We start from the raw sequence: 23550 nt of genomic DNA on the forward strand, positions 1-23550 counted from the left end.
ACCGGGTGCCGCCCGGTTCATTAGACGGCGGGTCCGGAGGGCGGCTGCGGTGCCTCGCCGGGGCGACGCGGTGGCGTACACCGTTCGGTGCAGCGCCACCCGGTCACATGGACCGGATCCGCATATAGCGCTGGATGTCGGGGAGTACGGCCTTGATGGCGACGGCGAGCGCGGCGGCGAGTGCCCCGCCCAGGGCGAGCTTCAGCATGGTGTCGTGTTCCTCTCACTGGTGTGCGGTCCGGCGGCTGACACCGTCGGCTCCGCCGCGCCGACCAGCCGCAGGATCAGCCCCACGGCCTCGTCGACCGCGGCGTCGACCGGTTCGCTGAGCCCGATGCCTTCGGCGACATCGGCGGGTTCGCAGCCGACGACCAGGACGCGCTCCGGGCGCCGGCTGTTGGTGCCCGCGCTGAGCGTGTCGAGCAGCGCGAGCACGGTGTCGGGGGTCATGTGGTGGCCGTCGAGCGCGGTGTCCTGGGGGCGGTCACCGGCCGGAGTGGTGGCGTCGAGGAGGTAGACGGTGCCGGGTTCGCCGCCGCGTGCGGAGGCGTCCACGAGGAGCACCGTGTGGTAGCCGTCCAGCATCTGATAGGCCAGATGAACGCCGCGTACGCCGATGTCGACGACCTCGGCCCCGTCGGGGAGCCGGTGCTCGCCCAGTCGGCGCACGACCTCGACGCCGAACCCGTCATCGCCGAGGAAGATGTTGCCGACGCCGGCGATCAGGGTCTTCGCGGGCGGCCCGGCGACGGGTGCTTCGGCGTTCACGCGTCCTCCAGGGGAGCGATTTCATCGGGTTGGAAGTACAGGAACCGGCCCTGCTCGCGCCGGATGTCGACACCCGGGTCGCCCTCCACGGTCACCGCGAGGTGCACCCCGCCGTCGACGTCGTGCAGTACGGCCTCGACATGGGCGGTGCGGCCCTGGAGGAAGAGGTCCTGGGCGTCGGTGCGACGCAGACCGGGCCGCAGCAGCACCCGGCTGCCGGCGCCGACCGACCGCCCGTCGACCATGATCCGGTCGCGGACGGGATCGACGCTGCGGTCGCTCTCCGGGTCCCACCAGGGGGTGTCCGGGCGCAGGCCCGGCAGGTCGGGGGTCAGGTCATCGGGTGCGGCCGGGCCGGGCCCGGTGACTTCGCGCAGTGCCCGTACGGCGCCGTGCAGTCGCTCCAGCACCTCGGGCGGCATGGTGTCGGCGAGTTCGATGACCTCGGCGGCGCGGGGGTCGGTGCCGCGGGCCTCGCGCTTCTCCTGGTCGGTGAGGGCCGCGGTGCGCAGGGCGAGGATTTCGTCGATCTCCAGGGCGTCGTAGAGCGCGCCGGGGCTCTCGGGGGCGATGGCCGGGTGGTCCTCCAGGATGATCGGGGAGGACAGGACCACATCGGCGCGGCCGTCGGCGCCGGCCAGCACCGGCCAGGTGTGCTCGTTGCGGCAGGCCGCGACCGCGCCGCCGGCCCACTCCGGCGGGTCGGTCATGGACACGAACGAGCCCGCGCTCAGGCCGAGAAAGAGATGGACACCGACCAGCGAGTGGGGCAGCGCCGCATCACGACCGTCGCCGGTGTCGTCCGGTTGCCAGCCGCTGGTGTTCTCGACGGTCGCGGTCAGCCGCAGCGACGCGTACGGGCCGTCGAGTGCGCTCGCGGTCAGCCGCACGCGTCCGTGGAGCTCGGCGCGGCGGCGCACCAGCCGGCCGACGAGCTGCCCGTCGGCGTCGTGCACCGGCTCGGTCTCCTCGCACGCGGGGCGGGTGAACGGGGCGGTGACGCCCTCGCCGGTCAGCTGGGAGATGTCGGCCACGAGCGTGACGCGCTCCTCGGCGCCCTCGTCCCAGGGGACCAGCACCCGGTCGGGCAGTTCGAGTTCCTCGACGGTCTCGAACTCACCTCCTGGACCCAGGCGTTGGACGGTCCGCCGCTGTGCGTGCAGAAACCGCAGCTCGGCCGAGAGCCGGGCACCGGACCTGGGTTCCATGAGGCACTCGGTGCGCTGGAAGGAGTGTTCCGCGCTCCCGGCGCCCCAGTGGGGCGGTACGAGGACGCCGAACTGCCAGCGGAGTTTGTTCTTGGCGGCGGAGGCGCGGTACGGGTAGAGCACATAGCCCTCGAACAGCACGGCGTCCGCCACCTGGCGGGCGGTGGCGAAGCGGTCCGCCGTCTCGTCGGGCAGGACGCTGGTCGTCACGGCGCGGTCCTTTCGGTGACGGGGCGCGCTGCGGCGCCGGGGAAGAGCAGGGCGCGCGGTGCGGGCGGTTCGGTGCCGTCGGCGGTGGCCAGCAGCGCCTCGACGGTCGCCTGCCAGGAGGGCAGGGCGTGCCGTGAGCGGTAGGCGAGCAGCGCGTCGAGGGATTCGCGCGGCAGCCGGAGCCAGCCGGAGCCGGGGAAGTGCGCCTCGGTCATCTCCTGCCAGACGGCCACCGGCATCCGCACGGAGGCTTCCTTGTCCCAGGGCACCGGCTCGACATGGAAGCCGCCGGCGCCGGCGAACACCGTGCCGGAGAACAGCAGCAGCAGCGGGACCTCGCCGTCGCGCAGCGCATGGAAGTAACGGCCGGCCGCGACGTCCAGGTCGTAGCTGCACGGGACCGGGAGCTCCACCTCGGTCTCGCCGGTGAAGCCGGGGACGACCAGGGAGACCTGGGCGAACTGCAGGGGCTGCAGGGTGCTGCCCCAGCGGGACCGCTCGCCGAAGAGATCGGAGAGCGCCTCGGCCTCGTCGGGGCGGTAGCCGCGCCGGGCCGGTTCGATGCGGATCTGGCAGCGCAGCGCGATGGCGTGCACCCGGGCCGCTTCGGCGGCGGTGATGCGCAGCCGGAAGAGCAGGGTGGGGGCGGCGGCGTAGCGCTCGGCACGGACACCGGTGCAGACGAAGGACAGCTCGGTCACGGCCGGTCGTCCTCCTTCGGCTTGCGGGCCCGGCGGGCGACCTTGGTGAAGAAGTCGTTGAGCGCGGCGCGTGCCTCGGCCCCGCCGTCGAAGCCCTGCCACAACAGGCGCATCCGGCCGACGAGTTCGTAGCAGATGTCGACGGGCACCAGATAGCAGTCGATCCGGTCCTCGAAGCGGCGCAGCAGCAGCGCCTCCACGTCGGGCCGGAGGAGGCCGGCCAGCCGGCTGGCGTCGAGCACGGTCTGCCAGGTCGAGGGGTCGAGTTCGCTCTCGGTGGCGCCGGCCGGGCTGGGGTAGAGCGCGACCAGCCGGTCGAGGTCGGCGTGGCGCAGGAAGAAGACGACGCCGACGGGGATCTGGAGGAGGTTCCAGGCCTCGTCGTCGAGGGTGTGGCCGGGGTCGACGAGATAGCGGTCGGGGACCGTACGGAACTGTCCGCCGCCGGCACCGTCCCGGTCGAAGAGCAGCGCACAGGCGGTGCAGGCGCAGGCCAGTGCGCGGCGTTCGGTGTTGACCAGGTGGCGGTGGTTGTGCTCGGCGAGCACCACGCCGCACAGTTCGCAGCGTTCGGGGGCGGGGGGCACCGGTGCACGGAAGCGGCGCAGGCCACGGTGGGCGGCCGGCGGTCCGAGCCGCGGGGGCGCCGTCTGCCGGCCGCTCACGAGGCGGTGGTGGCGGTCGGCGGGCGACGGGAGATCTGCAGCAGCGTCGGTTCGGTCCTGTCACCGGCCGCCTCCCACCGCACCGAGGTCACCTCGGGCGCGAAGCAGGACACGGCGGCCTCGACGGCCTGCTGGGCCTGCTGGTTCGTGCTCGGGCAGCCACAGCCTCCGGAGTCACCGGCGTGCAGTCGCAGCGCACCGCTGTCCGCGTCGAACTCCCCGACCTCGGCGGGGTGTTGACGGCGGACGCTGTCCAGGGCGCGGTCGATGCGCGCCGCGGTGTCCTCGGGGTGCAGATCGTGCAGCACGAGCAGGCTGGTCACCAGCTCATCGCGGAGCAGCGCCGACCGGGGGCCGTCGTCGTCCGTGCCGCTGCCCATGAGGCGCATGATCCGGGCGAGTCCCGCTCCGTAGAAGTCCATCAGGACACGGACGAGCTCCTCGGCGGCGGCGCTCGCCTCGCGGTCGCGCTGGGCGAGGCGGTCCAGCGCCTCTTCGATGCGCCGTCCGGTCGCCTCGGCGTTCGGCGCGGTGCCGTGCGCCGCGGCGCCCTGGGGGGCGCCGGCCTGGGGTGCGGCGGCCTGTGCCGTCGTGGTCCGGGCGCTCATCCCGACAGCCCGCTCAGACCGGTGGGCACATGCATCTTCTGTACGGTCTTGCCGTTGCCGACGTACATGTGGACGCCGCAGGGCAGACACGGGTCGAAGCTGCGCACCGTGCGCATGATGTCGATGCCCTTGAAGTTCTCCGGGGTGTTCTCCTCGAAGATCGGGGTGTTCTGCACGGCGTCCTCGTACGGCCCGGGGGTGCCGTAGCTGTCGCGGGTGCTGGCGTTCCACGGGGTGGGCGGGTACGGGTGATAGTTGGCGATCTTCCCGTCCCGGATGACCATGTGGTGCGAGAGGACGCCGCGTACCGCCTCGGTGAAGCCGCAGCCGATGGACTCGTCGGGAACCTCGAACTTCTCCCAGGTCTGGGTGCGTCCGGCGCGGACCTCCTCCAGTCCCTTTTCGGCGAAGTGCAGCGCCATGGCGGCCGTGTACGCCTGGAAGTAGGTACGGGCGCGGTTACGCTCCAGCGCGTTGCTCCACTTGGGGATCTTCCACTCGAAGCGCACCTCGGGCTTGGTCATGCTGCGCGGCAGGTCGATGACGACGCTCTGGCCGGTGGACTTGACGTACGGGGTGTCGACGAGCCCGGACAGCGCGGTGGACCACAGCCGGGCGATCGGGCCGCCGCCGGTGTCCAGCGCCAGGTGCTCCTTGCCGTCGAACCAGCGCGGGGACATCACCCAGCTGTACTTGTCGTTGAAGTCCCGCTTCTGCGGGGCGGGGATGGTGTGCTGGTTCCACGGGTGGCGCGGGTCGACGGGGTTGCCGAGCGGGTCGTGGGTGACGAACAGCTCCTGGCCTTCCCAGTCCTGGTAGTAGGAGCTGCCCAGCAGGATGCGGATGCCGAGGTTGATTTCGGTGAGGTCGTTGGTGACCAGCTTGCCGTCGACGATGATGCCGGGGGTGACGAACATCTTCCGCCCCCAGTCCGTCATGTTGCGATAGGTGAAGTCGCAGTGGTCGGGGTCGTTGAGCGCACCCCAGCAGCCAAGCAGCACCCGCCGCCGGCCGACTTCCTCGTATCCGGGCAGCGCCTCGTAGAAGAAGTCGAACAGGTCGTCGTGGAGCGGGACGACACGCTTCATGAACTCCACGTAGCGCATCAGCCGGCTGAGGTAGTCGGTGAACAGCTGGACGCTGGCGATGGTGCCGACGCCGCCCGGGTAGAGCGTGGAGGGGTGCACATGGCGGCCCTCCATGAGGCAGAACATCTCCCGGGTGTAGCGGCTGACCTGGAGCGCCTCGCGGTAGAACTCGCCTTCGAGGGGGTTGAGGGAGCTCATGATGTCGGCGATGGTGCGGTAGCCGTGGTCGGCCGCGTGCGGGGCCTCGGTGCGCTGGGCGAGTTCCCAGACGCCGGGGTTGGTCTCGCGGACCATTTTCTCGCAGTAGTCGACCCCGACCAGGTTCTCCTGGAAGATGTTGTGGTCGAACATGTACTCGGCGGACTCGCCGAGGTTGATGATCCACTCCGCCAGGTGCGGGGGCTTCACCCCGTAGGCCATGTTCTGCGTGTACACCGAGCAGGTGGCGTGGTTGTCACCGCAGATGCCGCAGATCCGGCTGGTGATGAAGTGCGCGTCACGCGGGTCCTTGCCCCGCATGAAGACGCTGTAGCCGCGGAAGACCGAGGAGGTGCTGTAGCACTCCGCCACCCGCTTCTGCTTGAAGTCGATCTTCGTGTGGATACCGAGGCTGCCCACGATCCGGGTGATCGGATCCCAGGACATCTCCGTCAGACCGCTGCCGTCACCGGCCGCCTTTGTCTTCGGTGCCATCGTGAGTGCCGTGCCCTTCTTTTGCGCGCGGAGGTGAGGTCGGACGGAGGTCCGGAGGTGCCGGACGGCTACGGGCGCGGTGCGCTCACCACGGTTTCCGGTAGCCGGTGGTCAATTGGTCGCCACGGTGGCGCCACTTGGGCTCGTGGTCGACGGTTTTGGCGGTGATGTCCCGCAGCCGGCGGATGACGCTGCCGTACGCGGCGCTCGCGGTACTGGAGAGCTTGCCGCCGGGCGGCTCGTCCATGAACGGCATGAACTTGTCGGGGAAGCCGGGCATGGTGCAGGCGATACAGATACCGCCGACGTTCGGGCAGCCACCGATGCCGTCCATCCAGCCCCGCTTGGGCACGTTGCATTTGACCACGGGACCCCAGCATCCGAGCTTCACCAGGCACTTGGGCGAGTCGTACGTGGTGGCGAACTGGCCCTGTTCGTAGTAGCCGGCCCGGTCGCAGCCCTCGTGCACGGTCGCCCCGAAGAGCCAGGTGGGACGCAGCTGGTCGTCCAGCGGGATCATCGGGGCCGAGCCCACCGCCTGGTAGAGCAGATAGACCAGCGTCTCCGAGAAGTTGTCCGGCTGGATCGGGCAGCCGGGCACACACACGATCGGGATCCCGGCCTTGGACGTCCAGTCCCAGCCCAGGTAGTCGGGCACGCCCATGGCTCCGGTCGGGTTGCCCGCCATCGCATGGATACCGCCGTAGGTGGCGCAGGTGCCGATCGCGACGACCGCCAGTGCATTGGGCGCGAGGCGGTCGATCCACTCGCTGGTGGTGATCGGCTGGCCGGTCTCGGGGTCGTCACCGAAACCGCACCAGTAGCCTTCCGGCTTGATGGACTCGTTGGGGATGGACCCCTCGATGACCAGCACGAACGGGTCGATTTCGCCGCGTTCGCCCTTGAAGAACCACTCGATGAAATTGTCCGCGCCCTGGACCGGGCCGCATTCGAAATCGATCAGTGGCCAGTGGACGGCGACCTTGGGCAACCCCGGCAGCACACTGAGCGCGATCTCCTCAATGCTCGGCTGGGTCGCGGCGGTCAGCGACACGGAGTCGCCATCGCAACTCAGGCCGGCGTTGATCCAGAGGATGTGGATCGGGGACTCGTCCTCAGCGGACGGCTTTCCGTTCGCAGCGGCCTGGGCGGCCACGCTCGAAGCTGCAGACATGGGGATGTCTCCTAGGCAGATATGCAACGAAAGCGCTCAATTCAAGACTTCCATCCACCTTGGTAACACCGATCCGAGGCCGCGGGGCGGTCATAAGGGGCCGTTGCGGTGACACACGACCCGAGTGCCCGGTCCGACGGGGGGACACCGCCCCGCCGGACAACGCCGGGAGCCGGGCGACCACCTTCGCGGTCGCCCGGCTCCCGGGTCGTCGTACGGCGGGTCAGCCCAGGGACCCGGACTCCAGCGCCGTCACATCGAACCGTCCACCGCACACCCGCAGCCCGGCACTGCCGGTGGTCATCGACTCCTTGGAGCCGGGCGGGTAGGCGAAGACGATCTGCGAGTGGTCCCAGCACGGGGTGTCCGAGACGCCGTCGTTGAGGGTGTGCAGCAGGGCGTGTGCGCTCTGCCCCGGCTGCAGCCGGACGACGCCGCCGGAGCCGCCCTCGCGCGTGGCGGGCTTGCCGACGGCCGAGCCGTCCCGCTTGATCAGCGACACCCCGGGGAAGCCGCGCAGTGAGCAGGCCTTCTTGCCCTTGTTCGTGAAGACGAGGGGGTAGCGGATGTTGCCCGCACCGATGTCGGAGGCGCCCAGGCGCAGCGACATATTGGCGGCGGTGCAGCGGTCCGAGGCCGTCATGCCGGAGGCCTGGGACTGTGCGGCGCTGGAGGCCTTGCCCGTCGGCTTGGCGCCGGGGGGTGTCGCCTTCGCCGACGACGCCGACGGCCGCTGACCGTGGGCGGAGGACTGCGGCTGCACGCCGGACGGCTGTGCACGGCCGCCGGACGACTGCGAGCCGCTACCGCTCTCCGTGTCGTGGGAGGTGACGGGTGCGGCGGCCGACGAGGGGCGCGATGCGGCGTCGGGCCCGCCCTGGCAGGCGGTGAGCCCGAGCGCGGCGACGGCGATCAGCGATCCCGCGGCGACACGACGGCCGCGGCCGAGTGTCTTGATGGTGAGCCACATAAGTGTCCCCCTCGTCTGGTAGGTGCGAGCTCTCGTCGTGGGTGTGTACGGTCCGTCCGGTGCTCCTGCCAGCGTGGCCGTGGGCACTGCCGGTCCGCTAACGAGGCACTAACACATCACTAACGAGCCGGGGTGCTCGGCACGCCGGTAACCCCTGCAATCGGTGTGACCAGCCAGTATGCGGGGTATGCCGCCCAGAATCGCAGAGAATTCCCGAGTTGCGAATGTGCCACCGCCAGGTTCGGCCGTTCCGTCGGTCGAGATCACCGGCCCCACCTGCCCCGACGGGCCCACCGGCCCCGGTGACCCTGCCGGTCGCCGGACCCGCTACGCCCCGTGTCCCTGGTAGGCGCCGACGTTCGGCGGGTCGGGAACCGGATGGCCGTAGAAGTCGCGGTCGCCCCCGCCCGGGACGGCCACGCCCGCGCCCAGCGCCCTGGAGCCGGTCCGCAGCCGTACGTCGCCGGGGGCGGCGAAACGCGGATCACCGCGCACTGCGCCGGTGTCACCACCGGGAATCCCTGAAATGCGGGCGTAGAGGTTGTGGTCGTAGGTGTTGTGCGGATCGGCGATCGGGGAGAGCGCCGCGGCACCGGCGAAAATGTTGTTACGGAAGGTGACGCCACCGGGGCCGTTGCTGCTGACCATGGCCGTGCCCGGGACATCGGTGGTGACGGTGTTGTTGTGCACCAGGGTGTGGGTCGCGGGGCCGCAGACGACCGAAATGACGCCATACGGCGCGGAGGTGTTGCGGTCGTTGACGCTGACGTTGTAGCGGACGGTGTTGCGGTCCGACACCATTCCCGCGCCATTGCAGATCAGCAGGAAACCGCCCTCGTTGTCGTGGCTGTAGTTGTACTGGTAGACGTTGCCGTTGTTGCCGCCGTCGATGTCGTACGCCATCGAGTCCCGGGTGCCGTGGCCGCCGGTGACCTCGTTGAACTGATAGCGCACCCGGTCGGAGTTCCAGGCCCAGATTCCGGCGTTGTAGCCGCCCGAGCGGGCGTTGAAGCCATCGACGAGATTGTGTTCCACCCGCGCGCCGACGGCGTTCTGGACGACGATCCCGTCGCCGCCGACGTCGCGCACGGTGTTGTGGTGCACGAAGAGTCCGGTGACCGGCGCGAAGGTGGTGCCGGGCCCGCCGGGGTGCTCGGGCCGCCGGCCCCAGGTCGACGAGGTGCCGATGCCCGTGCGGTCAGTGTGCTCCACACGCGAGTGCCGCACCGTCACCCCGTCGAAGCGGGTGGGCTTCGACGCTCCCTGAACGGCGAAGAGGATGCCCCCCGACGGGTCGGGGTCCTTGACGTCGGCACCGTTGACGTCATGCACCGTCACCCCGTCCACCACGTAGTGGCGGCCGGTCCCGAAGTCCCGCAGCCGTACGAGCACCCCGGCGCGGCGTTCCGTGGCGGTGACGGGCCCGGTGTTGGTGACGTCGAGATCGCGCAGCTCCCAGTACTGGACGTTGTCCAGGAGGATCGCGGCCCGCGCGCCCGCCCCGGCGATGCGCGGGGCGGCGCCGCTGCCGTACGCACCGGCGGCGAGCGGCGCACCGGCGGTGCCCGAGCCGGTGGGGGCGAAGGTTCCGGTGCAGGTCGTGCCACGCTTGAAGAGGATGCGGTCACCGGGTCGGTAGGCGGCCGTGCTCGCCTTCTTGAGGGTGCGCCAGGCGGTGGTGGGGCTGGTGCCCCGGGCGGTGTCGGCCCCGTCGGCGCAGTCGACGTAGTACGTGGACGCGGCGCCGTGGCGGTGGGCGGGGAGCGCCCGTGCCTGGGGGGCGGGGACGGCCACGAGGGCGGTCAGGACGGCGACGGCCGCGGCGACGAAGCCGCGTCCCGGCCACCGAGCGGCGACCGCCGGGCTGCGGTGCCGTGCCGGCCCGCTGATACCGATGGTGCGTTCTTCTTCCACGGTGCCTCCCTGCCCCTCGTACCAGTGGCGCCACATCGTTGGGCACGCGGTGACAGGTGACAAGGCCGGCCGGACGAAAGTGCAAGTGTTCCCCGGGAAAAGTGCAACTCCCCTGGCGGCAGGGGACGCTGGGGCCCGGTAGCCGTTCCCGGGCCGGGGCGGGCCTGGCCGGGGCGGGCCGGGGCGAGTCGGGCGGCGCGCCCTTCGCTACGTACCCCTCGGTCTTCCGCCGGCCGGTGACCTGGATCAGCCGGCCGCGTGGGTGGTACGGCAGGCCCTCCGCCGGCCACTGCACCGAAGCCGTCGGCAGCGCTTTCTGGACCGCGTCCTCGGCGGCGTCGAAATCGTCATGGGGAGGAGACCGGGGCGAGGACTGGGGCGAGGACTCGGGCGGCGGACGCCCCGGGAACGCCCGCCGCCCCTGTCGTCGGCGGCCGTCCCTGCCCGCGCCCGCCCGGTTGACGGCCGACAGCACCGCCCGCACCGAGGCCGTCAGGACGGAGGCGTCCCCGCGCCCCAGCACGTGGCGCTTCCGACAGGGCACCGGTGGCGGGGGGCGGGCCGCCGGAAGCAGCGATTACCGCTGAGCCCCTGCATTCGACAGGATGGGAGGCATGACCGAGATCCGCACCCCCCGCCTCATTCTCCGCCGCTGGACCGACGACGACCTCGCCCCCATGGCGGACATCAATGCGGACCCGACCGTCATGCGCTGGATCGGCGACGGCTCCGTTCTCGGCCTGGAGCAAACCGCCGAGGAGATCGAACGCTGGGAGGAGGAGTGGGACGACGAGGGCTTCGGCCTCTTCGCCGTCGAGCTGCTCGCCTCGGGCGAACTGGCCGGATGCGCCGGTCTGTCCGTGCCCGAGTTCCTGCCGGAGGCACGGCACGAAGTGGCGATCAGCTGGCGCTTCGGCCGCCAGTACTGGGGCCAGGGGTACGCGTCCGAAGCCGCCCAGGCCGTGCTGGAGTTCGCCCTCCAGGACCGCGGCCTCGACCGTGTCATCGCCATCAACCGGCTCGGCCACGAGGCTTCGGACAATGTCCTGCGCAAGCTCGGCATGGCCTTCGAGCGGGAGGCGACGCATCCGGAGTACGGCCATGCGCTGACGGTGCACAGCATTGATCTCACGGAGTACCAGGGCTGAGGGGACTCGTAGCGGACGGGGCGGCGGTCCGCCGTTCGGCGCGTCAACGCGTCGGCCGCAAGGGATGACGGCACGCCTCGGGTGGGGACTTGGACTGAGGCCTCTATGACGAGGAGTTCTTCGACTGACCTGCGCCGGACCCGCGAAGTCGGCGCCCTGCTGCTGGGCCGGCGCGCCTACGAGCACTTCGCCGACGTCTGGACCTCGGCCCGGGCCGCGGAGGCGATGCCCGAGGTCACGGCCTTCATGAACGCCGTGCCCAAGACAGTGGTGACGGGCAGCGGCCCCGGTCACCCCCTGGGAGGGCACCCGCATCACCGACGGCGGCGATCTGGGCGCCGAGGTTGCTCGGCTCCGGGCCGAATCCGCCGGTGACATCGCGGTCTTCGGGAGTTCGGGACTCACCGTGACACTGCTGGAGCAGGGATGGGTGGATGACCTGCGGATCTTGCTGCATCCGGTGCTGCTGGGCCGCGGCCGGAGCCTGTACGCCGGTCTGAAGGACCGCATCGACCTCACGGCCGGGGCGGTGACCGTGTTCCGTTCGGGCAACGTCCTCCTGCGGTATCGGCCGCCCGGCCGCACCGGGAACCGCTAGGGCCTGTCCTCGAAGACCCCTCGTTGGCCCGTAGGGCGGGCCTTGCGGTGTCCGGTGCGTGCGATCGCAGAGCGGTCCGCCCGCTGTCCGCCGGTGATGACCAGGGGCACCGGGCGGCAGCGGCCGACGGCGCACAGGTGGAGCCTGCCGCTGAGCCCGCCGGCGGAGCGGCCCGGTCCCCCACCTGCGGCCGCTCCCATCCCGCGTCCGTCAGATCGCCGTGCACCGTGCCCGCGTCAACGTTCCAGCCACAGGGCGGTCACACGATCGCCCGGACACGTCCGAGGCGCACGTGCACACCTGCGCCTGCGCCTGCGCCTGCGTCAGCGAGCGGACACCGGCGGCTGGGCGAGGTCCAGGTCGAGGCTCTCGTGGGCGCCGTCGGCGAGGGATATCGGGACGGCGTGCGGCGGGTAGCCGGCTGCCGTGAGGGTGTAGTGATGTCCGCTCAGGTCGGAGAAGGCAAAAATGCCGTCCGGTCCGGTGACGGTGTGCCCGGAGACCGTGCCGTCCTCGACGAGGGTCACGGCGGCATCGGCGAGCGGCCGGCCGTGCGGGCCCCGTATCGTTCCGCGGACGGTTGCGGTCGGCTGCAGGCGGATGTCCTGTCGTTCCGGCTCGCCGCCGGACAGTTCCAGCGCGCGGGCCTGCGGCTGGTGTCCGGGGGCGCTGAGCACCAGGGTGTACAGGCCGGGCGGCAGAGGGGCGACGTCCCAACTCCCGTCGGCGCCGGGGGTGGTACGGGTCACCACTTCGCCACCGGCATCGGTGAGGACGATGCTCCCGGCGGCCAGCGGGGCGCCTTCCGGGCCCCCGAGCAGAACGCCGCCCAGGCGGCCGGTGCCCGCGAGTATCAGATCGACCTGGGCCGAGGCGCCCTCGCCGCGGTAGAGGGCAGAGGCGGCGTACGGGGCGTGACCGGGCGCGGCGCCCGTAAGGACATAGGTGCCGGCCGCGGGGGCGGCGAGCGCATAGCGTCCGCCGGCGCCGGCCGTGGTGACACCGGCCTGGCGGCCCTGCCGGTCGATCAGGGTGATGCTCGCGCCCGGGACCGGGGTACCGAAGGTGTCCAGAACGCGGCCGACGAAGCCGGAGCGGGCCTCGGCCGATTCGGTCACGGTCGTCTCGGCGGGGGCGGAAGGTGCGCGGGTGGCTTGCGGTGCGACGGCCGGCCGGGCCCAGGACGGCGCAGGCTTCACGAGCCGGGCCGCCGGGTCGGCGGGGTGGACCGCCCCCTCGGCCCCGGCGTCCGCATCGAGCGCCTCCTCGGCACCGCCGTCCGTGCTCTGCGCGACCAGGGTCGGACGGGATGCCGTGCGCTGCGAGGGCAGGAAGGATGCCAGGGCGACACCGACGAGGACGGCGACCGTGGCGATCAGGAAGGAGACCCGGAAGCCGGCCATCGTGGGCACCGTGACCGGTCCCACGCGCTGGGACATATGGGCCAGCACCATGCCGATCACGGCGCTGGACACCGAGGTGCCGATCGAGCGCATCAGGGTGTTCAGACCGTTGGCCGCACCGGTCTCGGACGGGTCGACGGCACCGATGATCAGCGCGGGCAGCGAGGAGTACGCCAGGCCGATGCCGGCGCCGACGACCACCGCGATGATGACGGTCTGCCAGGGGGCGTTCATCAGGCCGATGCCAGCGCCGTAGCCGATCGCGATGACCAGCATGCCGAGCAGCAGGGAGACCTTGGGGCCGCGACGAGCGGCGATCCGCGCGTACAGCGGGGCGACGAACATCATCGTCAGGCCCAGCGGCGCCACGCACAGGCCGGCCACCACCATGGACCGGCCGAGGCCGTATCCGGTCGATTCGGGCAGCTGCAGCAGCTGCGGCAGCACCAGGGAGATCGCGTAGAAGGCCACACCGACGGTGATCGAAGCGAGGTTGGTCAGCAGTACCTCGCGGCGGGCGGTGGTCCGCAGATCAACCAGGGGGTGCGACATGCGCAGCTCCATCACGCCCCACAGCACCAGGATCAGGGCCGCGACGCCGAACAGACCGAGCGTGGTGGGCGAGCCCCAGCCCCAGTCGCTGCCCTTGGTGATGGGCAGCAGCAGGGCGACCAGCCCCGCCGACAGCCCGAGGGCGCCCGCCACGTCGAAGCGTCCCTGGGCGCGTACCGCGCTCTCCGGGACGACGAGGAAGGTGAGCAGCATCGACAGCACACCGAGACCGGCGGCGCCGAAGAACAGGGCGTGCCAGTCGGCGTGTTGGGCGACCAGGGCCGCGGCCGGCAGTGCGAGTCCGCCGCCCACACCGATCGATGAGCTCATCAGGCCCATGGCGGAGCCGAGCCGTTCGCGCGGCAGCTCGTCGCGCATGATGCCGATGCCGAGCGGAATGGCGCCCATGGCGAAGCCCTGCAGTGCCCGGCCCACGATCATGGTGAGCAGGTCGCTGGTGAATCCGCAGATCAGCGAGCCGACGACCATGACCGCGAGGCTGGTCAGCAGCATCCGCCGCTTGCCGTAGAGGTCGCCGAGGCGTCCCATGATGGGCGTCGAGACGGCACCCGCGAGGAGGGTGGCCGTCATCACCCACGTGGCATTGCTGGGCGCCGTGTTGAGCAACACCGGCAGGTCCTTGATGACCGGCACCAGCAGCGTCTGCATCACCGCGACGACGATGCCGGAGAAGGCGAGAACCGGGACGATGCCACCGCGGGCTCTGCGGTGCCCGCCCACGGCCGGGTCGGGCACCGGGGGCGCGGCAGCGGCGGTCGCCGCCCTTCCGGGGAGCTGGTCCGTCGTCGTCTGGGTCATGCGTGCGGCCTCCAGGGCGGCAGAGGTGAGCGTCGGTGGGCGTCGAGGGTGAGCGTGTGTCGTGAGGGGTGGCGGAGCAGGGGCGAGCAGCAGGCGTTCAAAGGGTGGGGTGTCACCGGGCATGGGCGCGATCAGGCCATTGATACGTGCATGCCGAACGTTTTATCTCGGGGCTCTATTCCGGCGCACCGGCCGACATCTCATACCGGCGGTCGTGATCTGCCTCACGCCGCCCTGCTCCTGGCTCCCCTTCGCCCCGTTCATCGGGCCTCCCCCGGCCTCGCCTTCGACGCGGAATCCACTGAACCCGCCGAATCCAGTGAACAGCACGCCACTGACAATCCCGTCCGGGAACGACCGCCGCGCACCGTTGCCACCGCTCACGGCGTATCGCTCACCACTGCCCCCGTCAACAGCGAGAGGCGCCGCGGACCCACCGCGGCGCCTCCGGGAGGCATGCACACACCACCGGCCTGGACGCGCTCACCTCAACAAAGAACACCGTCTGAGCGGTATGTTTTTGCCTCCTGAACGCAGCGAATAATCCGGCTTGCCCGGCCCCTGCCGCCCATCTCTTCCGGCTCGGCCCGGCCGGTTCGGTCAACTCGCCGCGACATCGGCCCCTGCGTCCGCCAAAGCCTTCCCCTGCAGTGCGGCATCGAGCTCCGCGCCACGTTCCGGATCAAGCTTGAGCTTGGCGAGCACGGCCGGCACCGCGATGCTGGGGAGAGTGTGCTCGAAAAAGATGGTCAGCCGGTGGCTGAGATCGGCCTGGTTGGTCAGGGCGTTCGACATCAGCTGCAGACCGGCGAACGCTCCGACGAAGAGCTCGGCGGTCTCCGTCACGACGACGCTCTCCAGGACCTCGCCGCGATCCCTCGCCTGATGCAGCAACTTCTCGACGAATCGAGTCCAGGCGATCATCGACTGCTTGCGGTCAAGGTGGTTGGAGCCCTGCTCCACCGCAAGCCGGGCCGCCCCGCGCTGGATCGGGTCACTGCGCAGGCGGTATGCCAGCACCTGCCCCGCGTCGACGAACTCCTGCAACTTGATCTTCTGCGGCTGCACGGCGATGTCCAGCACATGCTCATCGAGCACCGCCAGCGCGAGCTGTTCCTTGGAGGCGAAGTGGAAATACAAGGCACCCTTCGTGACGCCGGCGCGCTCGAGGACCTCGGCGATGGTCGCGCGGTCGTAGCCGAGGTCGTCAAAAACCGAGGCGGCTGCTTCCAAGATCAGTCGCCGGGTCCGGATCGCGCGGTCCTGTTGTGCCACAGGACGCCTCCTGTCTCTCGTGTTTTCCATTCCGCATCAGTTAGCTACCGCTCAAGTCGCCTTGGGGCCAGCTACTTACTCCAATTCGCCGCCCGGCATTGAAAATAAAACCGGATGGTACGTATCTTAACAGCGATGTACCTCATCCCGTAGAGACGCCTGGGGGCACTCATGAGCGACACGATGCAGGTCAGCGGCACGGTTCAACCCAGGGCTCCACACCAGACGCAGGCAAATCGGAACCAGCGCACCGCCACCGGGCATCACGGCGATGCCGGCGTCCCTCAGGAGTTCGTGCACCGCCCCTTCGTCGACGACATTCTGGTCACCTCATGGCGCCGACTGGACGACTCCCGATTCTCGCTGACCGCCCGGTGGCCGCACGATCACGGGTACTTCACTCCGGTGCACGGCCACCACCATCTCATTCTCACCGGTGAGACCATTCGCCAGGCAGGGCTGCTCCTGTGCCACACCGAGCTCGGCGTACCGGTCGGCCACCACTTCATCCTCGGCGACCTGGTATACACAACCCACCCCGAGCACCTGGCCGTTGGCAGCGGACCCACCCGGCTGACGGTCGATGTCACCTGCAGCAGGATGCGCTTGCGGGCCGGCACGCTGGTCGGCGGCCACTTCAACATGACCATCCGCAAGGCGGGCCGGATCGTCGCAACGGGCTATTCCGACGTCACCGTCACCTCCCCTGCCGTCTACCGCCGGATCCGCGGCGAGCGGCTGGCCGCACGCCGTACCCTGGGCCCGCTCCCCTCACCCGTCCCGCACCAACTGACCGGAAGCGCCAAGGACAGCGATGTCCTGCTCTCCCCCACCGACCGGGCCGATCGGTGGCAACTGCGCATCGCGCCCGGCCATGCCGCGATGGTGAATCCGGCGAACGATCACATTCCGGGAATGCTGTTGCTCGACGCCGCACAGCAGGCCGCCCGAGCGCTGACCGCGCCCCAAGCCTTCGTGCCGTACGCCTTCGGCACCGAATTCCGCCGCTATGCCGAACACGGCGTTCCCTGCACTATCGTGGCCCAGCACGTCCCGTCCGCGCTCCCCTCCACCACAACGGTGCAGGTCACCGGCTCCCAGGAGGGCGAGCCGGTGTTCGTCTCCACCCTGACCGCACTGGACGCCCGTCGCTGAGCGCGCGTCTGAGGAGCAACGCACTTCTCGATGGAGCAACGCACTTCTCGATGGGCCCTCCACCTGACAAGCCACCGGACCGCGCGACATGAGCACGGAGTGAGCGGCAGCGGCTCTTGAGGCATGGGCAACGGGCCTCCCGGCAGCCCCACCGCACAGCGATCGACAGTAACCGGCGGCAGCACGCCCCCTCCCGCAAGCAACCGAAAGGCAAGAGAACGAGCATGGGCGACCTCAACGGAAAGACCGCACTGGTGACGGGATCCAGCCGCGGCATCGGCCGGGGCATCGCCCAGCGCCTCGCCGAGGACGGTGCGCTGATCGCCGTCCACTACGGCAGTAATGACGCCGCGGCCAAGGAAACGGTCGAAAGCATCACGAGCGCCGGCGGCCGGGCCTTCCCCGTCCGCGCCGAACTGGGGTTTCCCGGTGATGCCGAAGCCCTCTTCACTGCCTTCGACACCGAACTCGCCGCCTGCGGTGCGGAACCCGGCCTCGACATCCTCGTCAACAACGCGGCGCTCAACTTCCCCGCGCGCATAGACGCGGTGACCTACGAGGATTTCGACCGCACCATCGCGGTCAACACCAGGGCCCCGCTCTTCGTCATCCAGCACGGCCTGCGCCGGATGCGGGACGGCGGACGCATCATCAACATCTCGTCAGCGGTGACGAGCACGGCGCACCCGCAACAGATGGCCTACAGCATCTCCAAGGGTGCGGTGGACACCCTCACGCTCACCCTCGCCAAGGACCTCGGTGACCGCGGGATCACGGTGAACGCCATCGCCCCCGGCTGGGTCGAGACCGATGTGACCGCGGCGCGGAGGGCGACGCCCGAGGGGCGGGCCGCGCTGGCGGCCTATTCGGTGTTCAACCGGATCGGCCGGCCCTCGGACATCGCGGACGTCGCCGCGTTCCTGGCCTCGGACGACTCCCGTTGGATCACCGGCCAGCGCTTCGATGTCACCGGCGGCTCGATGCTCTGACCGGTCGGGCACAGCCCTGGGCCCGGCGCGCGGCCGCGGCGTCGTCAGGCGCCGTCAGGCGTTGTGGAAGACCAGGCCCAGGGAGTGCCGGTGGCCCGAACGGACGGTGCTCACACCGTGGCGTACGGGACCGGCCGACCAGCCGCGGGCGGAGCGTACGGGGCGGTCGCGGGTGGTGAAGATCAGGCCGTGGCCCTGCCGCAGGACGGTGGTGGTACCGCGGGACTGGGCGCGGGGCCGCTGCTCGACGAGCAGGAACTCACCGCCGGTGTAGTCGGTGCCCTGCTCGTCCAGGCCGATGACGACCTGGAGAGGGAAGACCATCTCCCCGAAGATGTCCCGGTGCAGCGCGTTCCAGTCGCCCGCGCCGTAACGCAGCAGGATCTGTGAGGACTTGGCCTGCCCGGCTTCGTGGCACAGGGTGAGCCACTCCCCCAGGGTGTCCGGCCAGGGAGCCGGCCGGCCGAGCTTGTCCGCCCAGTCACGGGCCGTCCGCAGCAAGTGCGGGTAGAACGCCTCGCGGAGGGCTTGGACCGGTTCGGGCAGCGGGTCGGCGAAGTAGCGGTACTGGCCCGAGCCGAAGCGGTGTCGTGCCATGTCGACGGTCGAGCGGAAGCGGGAGGTCTCGTCGTACAGCGCGCCGAGGGCGCGGCAGTCGGCCGGGCTGAGCAGTCGTGGGGTCAACGCGCAGCCCAGGGTGTTGAGTTCGTCGGCCAGGGCCGTCCAGTCGGCGGCCGCTACCCGCTCGGCGGGCGCGGCGGGACGGGCTCGGCGCTTGGTGGTCGTGGTGGTCATGGCGTGCTCCAGTAGGGATTCGGGGCGGGGGCTCACCGGGGGTCGGGACGGCGCGGGTTCGGCCGGCGTCCGGTACGGAGGGCTCAGCCGGCATCCGGCGCGACACCCTCGATACCGAGGAGCTGCCGCTTGCGTACGGGCCCGCCCGCGTAACCCGACAGGGACCCGTCCGCGGCGATCACACGGTGGCAGGGCCGGACGACGAGCAGCGGATTCGCGCCGATGGCCGTGCCGACGGCGCGCACCGCTCCCCGCGCCGCGCCGATCCCGGCCGCGATGGCCCCGTACGTGGTCGTGGTGCCGTACGGAACGGCCTCCAGGGCCTTCCACACGCGCTGTTGGAAGTCGGTGCCCCGGGTGGGTGCGTATTCGATGCCGAAGCGGGTCAGCTTCCCGTCGAAGTAGGCGCGGAGCTGGTGGGTGATCTCGGCGAAGGCCTCCGGGGCGTACGTCCAGCCGTCCTGGACGGTCGCACCGCCCTTCTGGCCGGGCAGGCTCAGCGAGGCGAGCGCGGTGCCGCCCGGTGCGGTGGCCGAGTCCTCGCCCACCAGCAGGAGTTCGCCCAACGGGCTGTCGAGGGTGGTGTAGAGCGTCATGGTCCGGTGCTTTCCGTGGTGGAGGGGCGGGTGCGCGCCGGTTCGGTGGCCGGCACGTTCCAGAAGTGGTGCATGGCGTACGAGCGCCAGGGGTGCCAGCCGTTCGCCTGCGCGGCCAGGCCGGCCGTCGGAGCTCCGGCCCGGCGCATTCCGGCCAGTACGGCCACATCACCGGCCAGCAGCACATCGGGATCCCCGAGGGCGCGCATCCGGATGTATCCGGCGGTCCATGGGCCGATACCGCGCAGCCCGAGAAGCGCACGTTCGGCCTCGTCCCGGTCGGCTCCGGCGTTCAGCGTGACCGTGCCGTCGGCGAGCGCCGAACTGAGGGTGCGCAGGGTCGTCCGTCGCGACTCGGGCATACCGAGTTCCGCGAGCGAGGCCCCCGTCAGGTCATCGACGCGGGGGAAGAGGTGGGTGAGCGCACCGGACGGCTCCGGCAGCGGCTCGCCGTACGCGGCGACCAGAGCGCCGCCGAGGATGCGGCCGGCCGCGACCGAGACCTGCTGGCCGAGCACCGCACGGACCGCGAGCTCGTCCGGGGCGGCAGCGCCCGGGGAACGCAGTCCGGGATGCCGGTCCACCAGCCGTGCCAGGACGGGGTCCGCGCGGAGGCGCTCGGCGACGGCGTACGGATCCGCGTCCAGATCGAAGAGGCGGCGCACCCGCTGTCCGGCAGTGGTGAGATCGCGCAGCTCGGTGAGGCGCAGCCGGCAGTCCAGCCAGCCGTCTCCGGTCGCCTCGTCGACCTCGGCGATTCCGGTGCCGTTCGGCAGCCGCAGGGTGCGCCGGTAGGTACGGGCGCCGGGCTCGCCGCTGACGTCCTCGATACCGGGGATCGCGCGCCGCTGGAGGTGATCGAAGAGCTGCCGTGCCGCGTAGGGGCCACGGAAGGCCAGCCGCAGCGGCAGCACCCCGGGCGTGGCATGCGGCGCCACCGGGCCGAATCGGGACCCCTTTCCGGGGCGGGCGGCACGCAGCTCGCGCGGGGTGAGCGCGTAGATCTCCTTGATGGTGTCGTTGAACTGCCGCACGCTGGCGAAACCGGCCGCGAAGGCGATCTCGGCCGCCTGCAGACCGGTGGTCTGCAGCAGGACCCGCGCGGTGTGGGCGCGCTGCGCCCGCGCCAGTGCCACGGGGCCGGCACCCAGCTCGGCGTTCAGCTGACGCTGCACCTGCCGGGCGCTGTAGCCGAGCCGGGCCGCCAGCCCGGAGACCCCTTCCCGGTCGACCACACCATCGCTGATCAGCCGCATTGCCCGCCCGACGACATCTGCGCGGCCATTCCACTCCGCGGAGCCGGGCACCGCATCGGGGCGGCAGCGCCGGCAGGCGCGGAAGCCGGATCCCTGGGCGGCCGCGGCGGTCGGGAAGAAGGCGACATTCCGGCGTCGGGGCGTGGTGGCGGGGCAGCTCGGCCGGCAGTAGATCCCGGTCGTGGACACCGCGAAGAAGAAGGCGCCGTCGAATCTGGCGTCTCTGCTGCGCACCGCCTCGTACCTGCTGTCCTCATGCATCACAGAGTCCACTGTGCAGCAGGTCAGGCGGCGACGCTGGCGGAATTCGGACGCCGCGTTCGGGGCCGGGCGGGCTGATCGACGGCCCGGTGGGATGTCCGGCGAGGGCGCGCCGGGCCGGACGCGCGTTACGACGCTGCCGCGGCCAGGACCACCAGGATCAGGAGCAGCACGAGTGTCTCCCAGCGCATCGCCCGCCGCAGGACACTCCAGCTTGGGACGCCCGACGACCGGGCGCTCAGCGATGAGCTTCCACTGTCGGAACCGTCGTCGTACCCGGTGTCCCCGCTGTCACTCACGCCGTGCTCCTGCCTCTGCTGCCGCAACTCACGAACCGGCAGCCACAGGGCCACCGTTGGTCAGCCTATGTCGTTCCACCGCGGCGACTCGACTTTCCTGTCGTACCGCGTTCCCGGTGGGACGAGGGGGGAGCGGTGACAGGCAGCCGGGACGCGGCCGGTGCCGGCTTCAGGAGATGCGGCTGGGGCTGGGGCTACGGCTATGGACGGATGCGGCTGAACGGTGGCGTACGCGCCGTCGCCCCGTCCGTCGTTGCCTGCCGGCATTCCTGCCGCCGGTTCCAAGCGGCGCGGTCGCCCCGTCAGGCCGGCGGCATCGGCCAGTCGTCCAGCGAGCCGCCCCGCCATTCGACGAGCCGGGGGTCGTCCAGCGCAATGTCCTCGGCCGGGCCGGCGACGCCCGCGCGGCGGAGGAACTCGGCAACATCGCCACGGCCGTGGGCCAGGCCGACGATCTGCCCACGCACGGTCACCCGTCGGCCACCGGAGGGCGTCGGCGGGTGCACGATGACAGGCGGATGCTCGGTCATGCATCCAGCGTGCGCCGGGCTCCGCGCTCGCGCACTTCGACAGCCGCCGTGAGCCTCAATCAATCCTTGACCCCGCAACCATTCACTAGGCTGGCCGGGTGGCAGGGAGCACGGAGCGGACGGCCGCTCCGCAACGCCATGGACCGACCTCCGCGACGAGATCATGAGGCCGACCGTGAACAACCCCATGGACTCAGCCGAGTTCTCCCGAAACCCGTACCCGCTGCTCGCCGCCTTGCGCTCGCGCGGCCCCGTGCAGCAGATACGGACGGGCAACGGGCGTACGACATGGGCCGTGACCGGATGGGCGGAAGCCCGGGCGGCGCTGGCGGACGCGCGGCTGTCGAAGGACACCGCCCGCTACTTCGCCGACCGTCCCAGCAACCGCAATCTGGCCCCCGCCGTCAGCCGCACCATGCTCGCCACCGACCCGCCGCACCACGGCCGGCTGCGGAAGCTGGCGATGACGGCGTTCACTCCGGCGGCCGTCGCACGACTGGAGCCCCGTATCCGCGCGATCGCTGAGGAACTGGCCGACGCGCTGGCCGCGCGCGGGTCGGGTGACCTTGTCGAGGAGTTCGCCGTGCCGCTGCCGATCGCGGTGATCAGCGAGCTGCTGGGGGTGCCGGAGCGGGACTGTGCGGCGGTACGGCACTGGTCGCACGACCTGTTCGCCGCGGCGGCCCCGGACACCGTGGACCGCGCGTCGCACGCCCTCAGCGACTACATGACGCAGCTGATCGCGGACCGGCGCGCGGACCTCGGGGACGACATCCTCAGCGGTCTGATCGCCGCCCGTGATGACCAGGACCGGCTGTCCGAGCCCGAACTCCTCTCGCTGGCCGTGCTGTTGGTCGTCGCAGGCCACGAGACGACCACCCACCTCATCGGCAACGGCATGCTGGCCCTGCTCCAGGACGATGCGCTCCGCTCCCGCCTCCGGGACGATCCCGGCCTGCTCCCCGCCGCGGTCGAGGAATTCCTGCGCTACGACGCTCCGATCACCCTCGCGACCTTCCGCTTCGCCACCGAACCGTTCGAACTCGGCGGCGCCCGGATCGGCACGGGGGATGTGGTTCTGGTGTCCCCTGGAGCCGCCAATCGCGACCCGGCGCAGTTCGTCGCGCCGGACGAGGTACGGCTGGACCGTCACCACCCTGCGGGGCGTCCGGACGGTCCCGGCCATCCGAACTGCCCCCAGGGCCCCCGGCATCCCGGGGAGTCCGAGGGCCGCGATCGCCCGGGGGGACATCTCTCCTTCGGACACGGCCCGCACCACTGCCTCGGTGCGCCGTTGGCCCGCGTCGAGGCCCGGATCGCCTTCGAGGTGTTGCTGACGCGTTTCCCCCACATCCGGGCGGCGGTGGACAGTTGGGAGGCGCTGGACTGGCGGCGCACGCGCTTGATGCGCGGTCTGGCAAGTCTCCCGGTGATCCTCGACCGGTGATCAGGGCGTACGTGGCAATCCGCTGAACCGGGTCCCGGGGGCGTATTTCCAGCCTTCGGGCAAGAGGAAGCCCCGGCCAGACGGGGGGAGCTGGCCGGGGCGGCTTGGTGTGGGTGTCATCAACACCCACACCCATTTGAACGGTGAACAAGGGGCGGGTGTTCCGCGAGGAGACGTGAGGGCCCTCACGCCAAACCGCCACACATCACCCCTCGAAGCCCTCCCCGCACGAGTCCCCCGCGATCTCCCCCACAGCAAACCGGCGCCGTGACTGCAGTGCAGCAGTCACGGCGCCGATCGGGCCGAGCGTCACGGGCTGATCCCGGGCATCGGCTCAGCTTTCGGTGGGGTGTCCGGAGAGGCGTTCGACGCCGCGGAGGAGGGCGGAGTGGTCGAGGTTGCCGTCGCCCTGGGCGCGGAGGGCGGCG

Annotated in this window: 22 protein-coding genes and 1 pseudogene; 5 read left to right on the forward strand and 18 right to left on the reverse strand. The window is 71.0% G+C overall.

All coding sequences use genetic code 11. The features are described from left to right. Positions 1-103: 103 nt before the first annotated feature. The 10 genes from ACGFWI_RS07245 to ACGFWI_RS07290 form a co-directional block, all read right to left on the reverse strand. Complete coding sequence (locus ACGFWI_RS07245; protein ID WP_393904924.1) at positions 104-208, reverse strand: DUF6893 family small protein; 105 nt, start codon at positions 206-208, stop codon at positions 104-106. Beyond that, positions 202-768 carry a hydrogenase maturation protease gene (locus ACGFWI_RS07250; protein WP_393904925.1) on the reverse strand — a complete coding sequence of 189 codons (567 nt, stop codon included), beginning with the start codon at positions 766-768 and terminating at the stop codon, positions 202-204. The genes ACGFWI_RS07245 and ACGFWI_RS07250 overlap by 7 nt, the downstream gene beginning before the upstream one ends. Beyond that, the gene (locus ACGFWI_RS07255; RefSeq protein WP_393904926.1) at positions 765-2186 is read right to left on the reverse strand and encodes a hypothetical protein; all 1422 of its coding nucleotides are present in this window, start codon (positions 2184-2186) and stop codon (positions 765-767) included. Before ACGFWI_RS07255 ends, ACGFWI_RS07250 begins: the two co-directional genes overlap by 4 nt. Further along, a complete protein-coding gene (locus ACGFWI_RS07260; protein ID WP_393904927.1) occupies positions 2183-2887 on the reverse strand; it encodes a DUF6084 family protein in 705 nt (234 codons plus the stop codon). The genes ACGFWI_RS07255 and ACGFWI_RS07260 overlap by 4 nt, the downstream gene beginning before the upstream one ends. Beyond that, positions 2884-3552 (reverse strand): DUF5947 family protein, encoded by a 669-nt coding sequence (locus ACGFWI_RS07265; RefSeq protein WP_393904928.1) that lies wholly within the window; start codon positions 3550-3552, stop codon positions 2884-2886. Before ACGFWI_RS07265 ends, ACGFWI_RS07260 begins: the two co-directional genes overlap by 4 nt. Next, on the reverse strand, positions 3549-4160 hold the full coding sequence (locus tag ACGFWI_RS07270) for a hypothetical protein (protein ID WP_393904929.1): 612 nt from the start codon (positions 4158-4160) through the stop codon (positions 3549-3551). Before ACGFWI_RS07270 ends, ACGFWI_RS07265 begins: the two co-directional genes overlap by 4 nt. After that, positions 4157-5941 carry a nickel-dependent hydrogenase large subunit gene (locus ACGFWI_RS07275; RefSeq protein ID WP_393904930.1) on the reverse strand — a complete coding sequence of 595 codons (1785 nt, stop codon included), beginning with the start codon at positions 5939-5941 and terminating at the stop codon, positions 4157-4159. The genes ACGFWI_RS07270 and ACGFWI_RS07275 overlap by 4 nt, the downstream gene beginning before the upstream one ends. An 85-nt stretch (positions 5942-6026) precedes the next feature. Continuing rightward, positions 6027-7115 carry a hydrogenase expression protein HypE gene (locus ACGFWI_RS07280; protein ID WP_393904931.1) on the reverse strand — a complete coding sequence of 363 codons (1089 nt, stop codon included), beginning with the start codon at positions 7113-7115 and terminating at the stop codon, positions 6027-6029. Between the two features lie 223 nt (positions 7116-7338). Further along, positions 7339-8085, reverse strand: a complete 747-nt coding sequence (locus tag ACGFWI_RS07285; protein ID WP_393904932.1) for a DUF4232 domain-containing protein — start codon at positions 8083-8085, stop codon at positions 7339-7341. 327 nt (positions 8086-8412) lie between these two features. Next, the gene (locus tag ACGFWI_RS07290) at positions 8413-9999 is read right to left on the reverse strand and encodes a hypothetical protein (protein ID WP_393904933.1); all 1587 of its coding nucleotides are present in this window, start codon (positions 9997-9999) and stop codon (positions 8413-8415) included. A gap of 614 nt (positions 10000-10613) precedes the next feature. Here ACGFWI_RS07290 and ACGFWI_RS07295 point away from each other — a divergent pair. Continuing rightward, positions 10614-11147: a GNAT family N-acetyltransferase gene (locus ACGFWI_RS07295; protein WP_393904934.1), complete on the forward strand. Its 534-nt coding sequence runs from the start codon at positions 10614-10616 to the stop codon at positions 11145-11147. 331 nt (positions 11148-11478) lie between these two features. Beyond that, positions 11479-11745 (forward strand): dihydrofolate reductase family protein, encoded by a 267-nt coding sequence (locus ACGFWI_RS07300; protein WP_393904957.1) that lies wholly within the window; start codon positions 11479-11481, stop codon positions 11743-11745. Positions 11746-12068: 323 nt separating this feature from the next. Here ACGFWI_RS07300 and ACGFWI_RS07305 read toward each other — a convergent pair whose 3' ends face one another. Continuing rightward, positions 12069-14519 (reverse strand): MFS transporter, encoded by a 2451-nt coding sequence (locus ACGFWI_RS07305; RefSeq protein ID WP_393904935.1) that lies wholly within the window; start codon positions 14517-14519, stop codon positions 12069-12071. Between the two features lie 600 nt (positions 14520-15119). After that, complete coding sequence (locus ACGFWI_RS07310; RefSeq protein ID WP_393904936.1) at positions 15120-15794, reverse strand: ScbR family autoregulator-binding transcription factor; 675 nt, start codon at positions 15792-15794, stop codon at positions 15120-15122. 171 nt (positions 15795-15965) lie between these two features. Between ACGFWI_RS07310 and ACGFWI_RS07315 the strand changes: the two genes are divergently transcribed. Together ACGFWI_RS07315 and ACGFWI_RS07320 are read left to right on the forward strand one after the other, a co-directional pair. Further along, a complete protein-coding gene (locus tag ACGFWI_RS07315) occupies positions 15966-16949 on the forward strand; it encodes a ScbA/BarX family gamma-butyrolactone biosynthesis protein (protein WP_393904937.1) in 984 nt (327 codons plus the stop codon). A gap of 224 nt (positions 16950-17173) precedes the next feature. After that, positions 17174-17938, forward strand: coding sequence for an SDR family oxidoreductase (locus ACGFWI_RS07320; RefSeq protein ID WP_393904938.1), 765 nt, complete (start codon positions 17174-17176; stop codon positions 17936-17938). Between the two features lie 54 nt (positions 17939-17992). Here ACGFWI_RS07320 and ACGFWI_RS07325 read toward each other — a convergent pair whose 3' ends face one another. The 5 genes from ACGFWI_RS07325 to ACGFWI_RS07345 form a co-directional block, all read right to left on the reverse strand. Further along, a complete protein-coding gene (locus tag ACGFWI_RS07325) occupies positions 17993-18733 on the reverse strand; it encodes a 2OG-Fe(II) oxygenase (protein ID WP_393904939.1) in 741 nt (246 codons plus the stop codon). A gap of 83 nt (positions 18734-18816) precedes the next feature. After that, positions 18817-19329, reverse strand: coding sequence for a methylated-DNA--[protein]-cysteine S-methyltransferase (locus tag ACGFWI_RS07330; protein ID WP_393904940.1), 513 nt, complete (start codon positions 19327-19329; stop codon positions 18817-18819). After that, on the reverse strand, positions 19326-20846 hold the full coding sequence (locus tag ACGFWI_RS07335) for an AlkA N-terminal domain-containing protein (protein WP_393904941.1): 1521 nt from the start codon (positions 20844-20846) through the stop codon (positions 19326-19328). The genes ACGFWI_RS07330 and ACGFWI_RS07335 overlap by 4 nt, the downstream gene beginning before the upstream one ends. Positions 20847-20974: 128 nt before the next feature. Continuing rightward, positions 20975-21145, reverse strand: coding sequence for a hypothetical protein (locus ACGFWI_RS07340; RefSeq protein WP_393904942.1), 171 nt, complete (start codon positions 21143-21145; stop codon positions 20975-20977). Between the two features lie 302 nt (positions 21146-21447). After that, a complete protein-coding gene (locus ACGFWI_RS07345) occupies positions 21448-21675 on the reverse strand; it encodes a hypothetical protein (protein ID WP_006608014.1) in 228 nt (75 codons plus the stop codon). 187 nt (positions 21676-21862) lie between these two features. Between ACGFWI_RS07345 and ACGFWI_RS07350 the strand changes: the two genes are divergently transcribed. After that, positions 21863-23122 carry a cytochrome P450 gene (locus ACGFWI_RS07350; protein WP_393904943.1) on the forward strand — a complete coding sequence of 420 codons (1260 nt, stop codon included), beginning with the start codon at positions 21863-21865 and terminating at the stop codon, positions 23120-23122. A gap of 334 nt (positions 23123-23456) precedes the next feature. On the opposite strand, the pseudogene ACGFWI_RS07355 reads toward ACGFWI_RS07350, so the two are convergent. Further along, a pseudogene (locus ACGFWI_RS07355) lies at positions 23457-23550 on the reverse strand (2-hydroxy-3-oxopropionate reductase); the annotation flags it as partial.

This window comes from Streptomyces sp. NPDC048434 (assembly GCF_043200375.1).
In the GTDB taxonomy this organism is placed as follows: Bacteria; Actinomycetota; Actinomycetes; order Streptomycetales; family Streptomycetaceae; genus Streptomyces.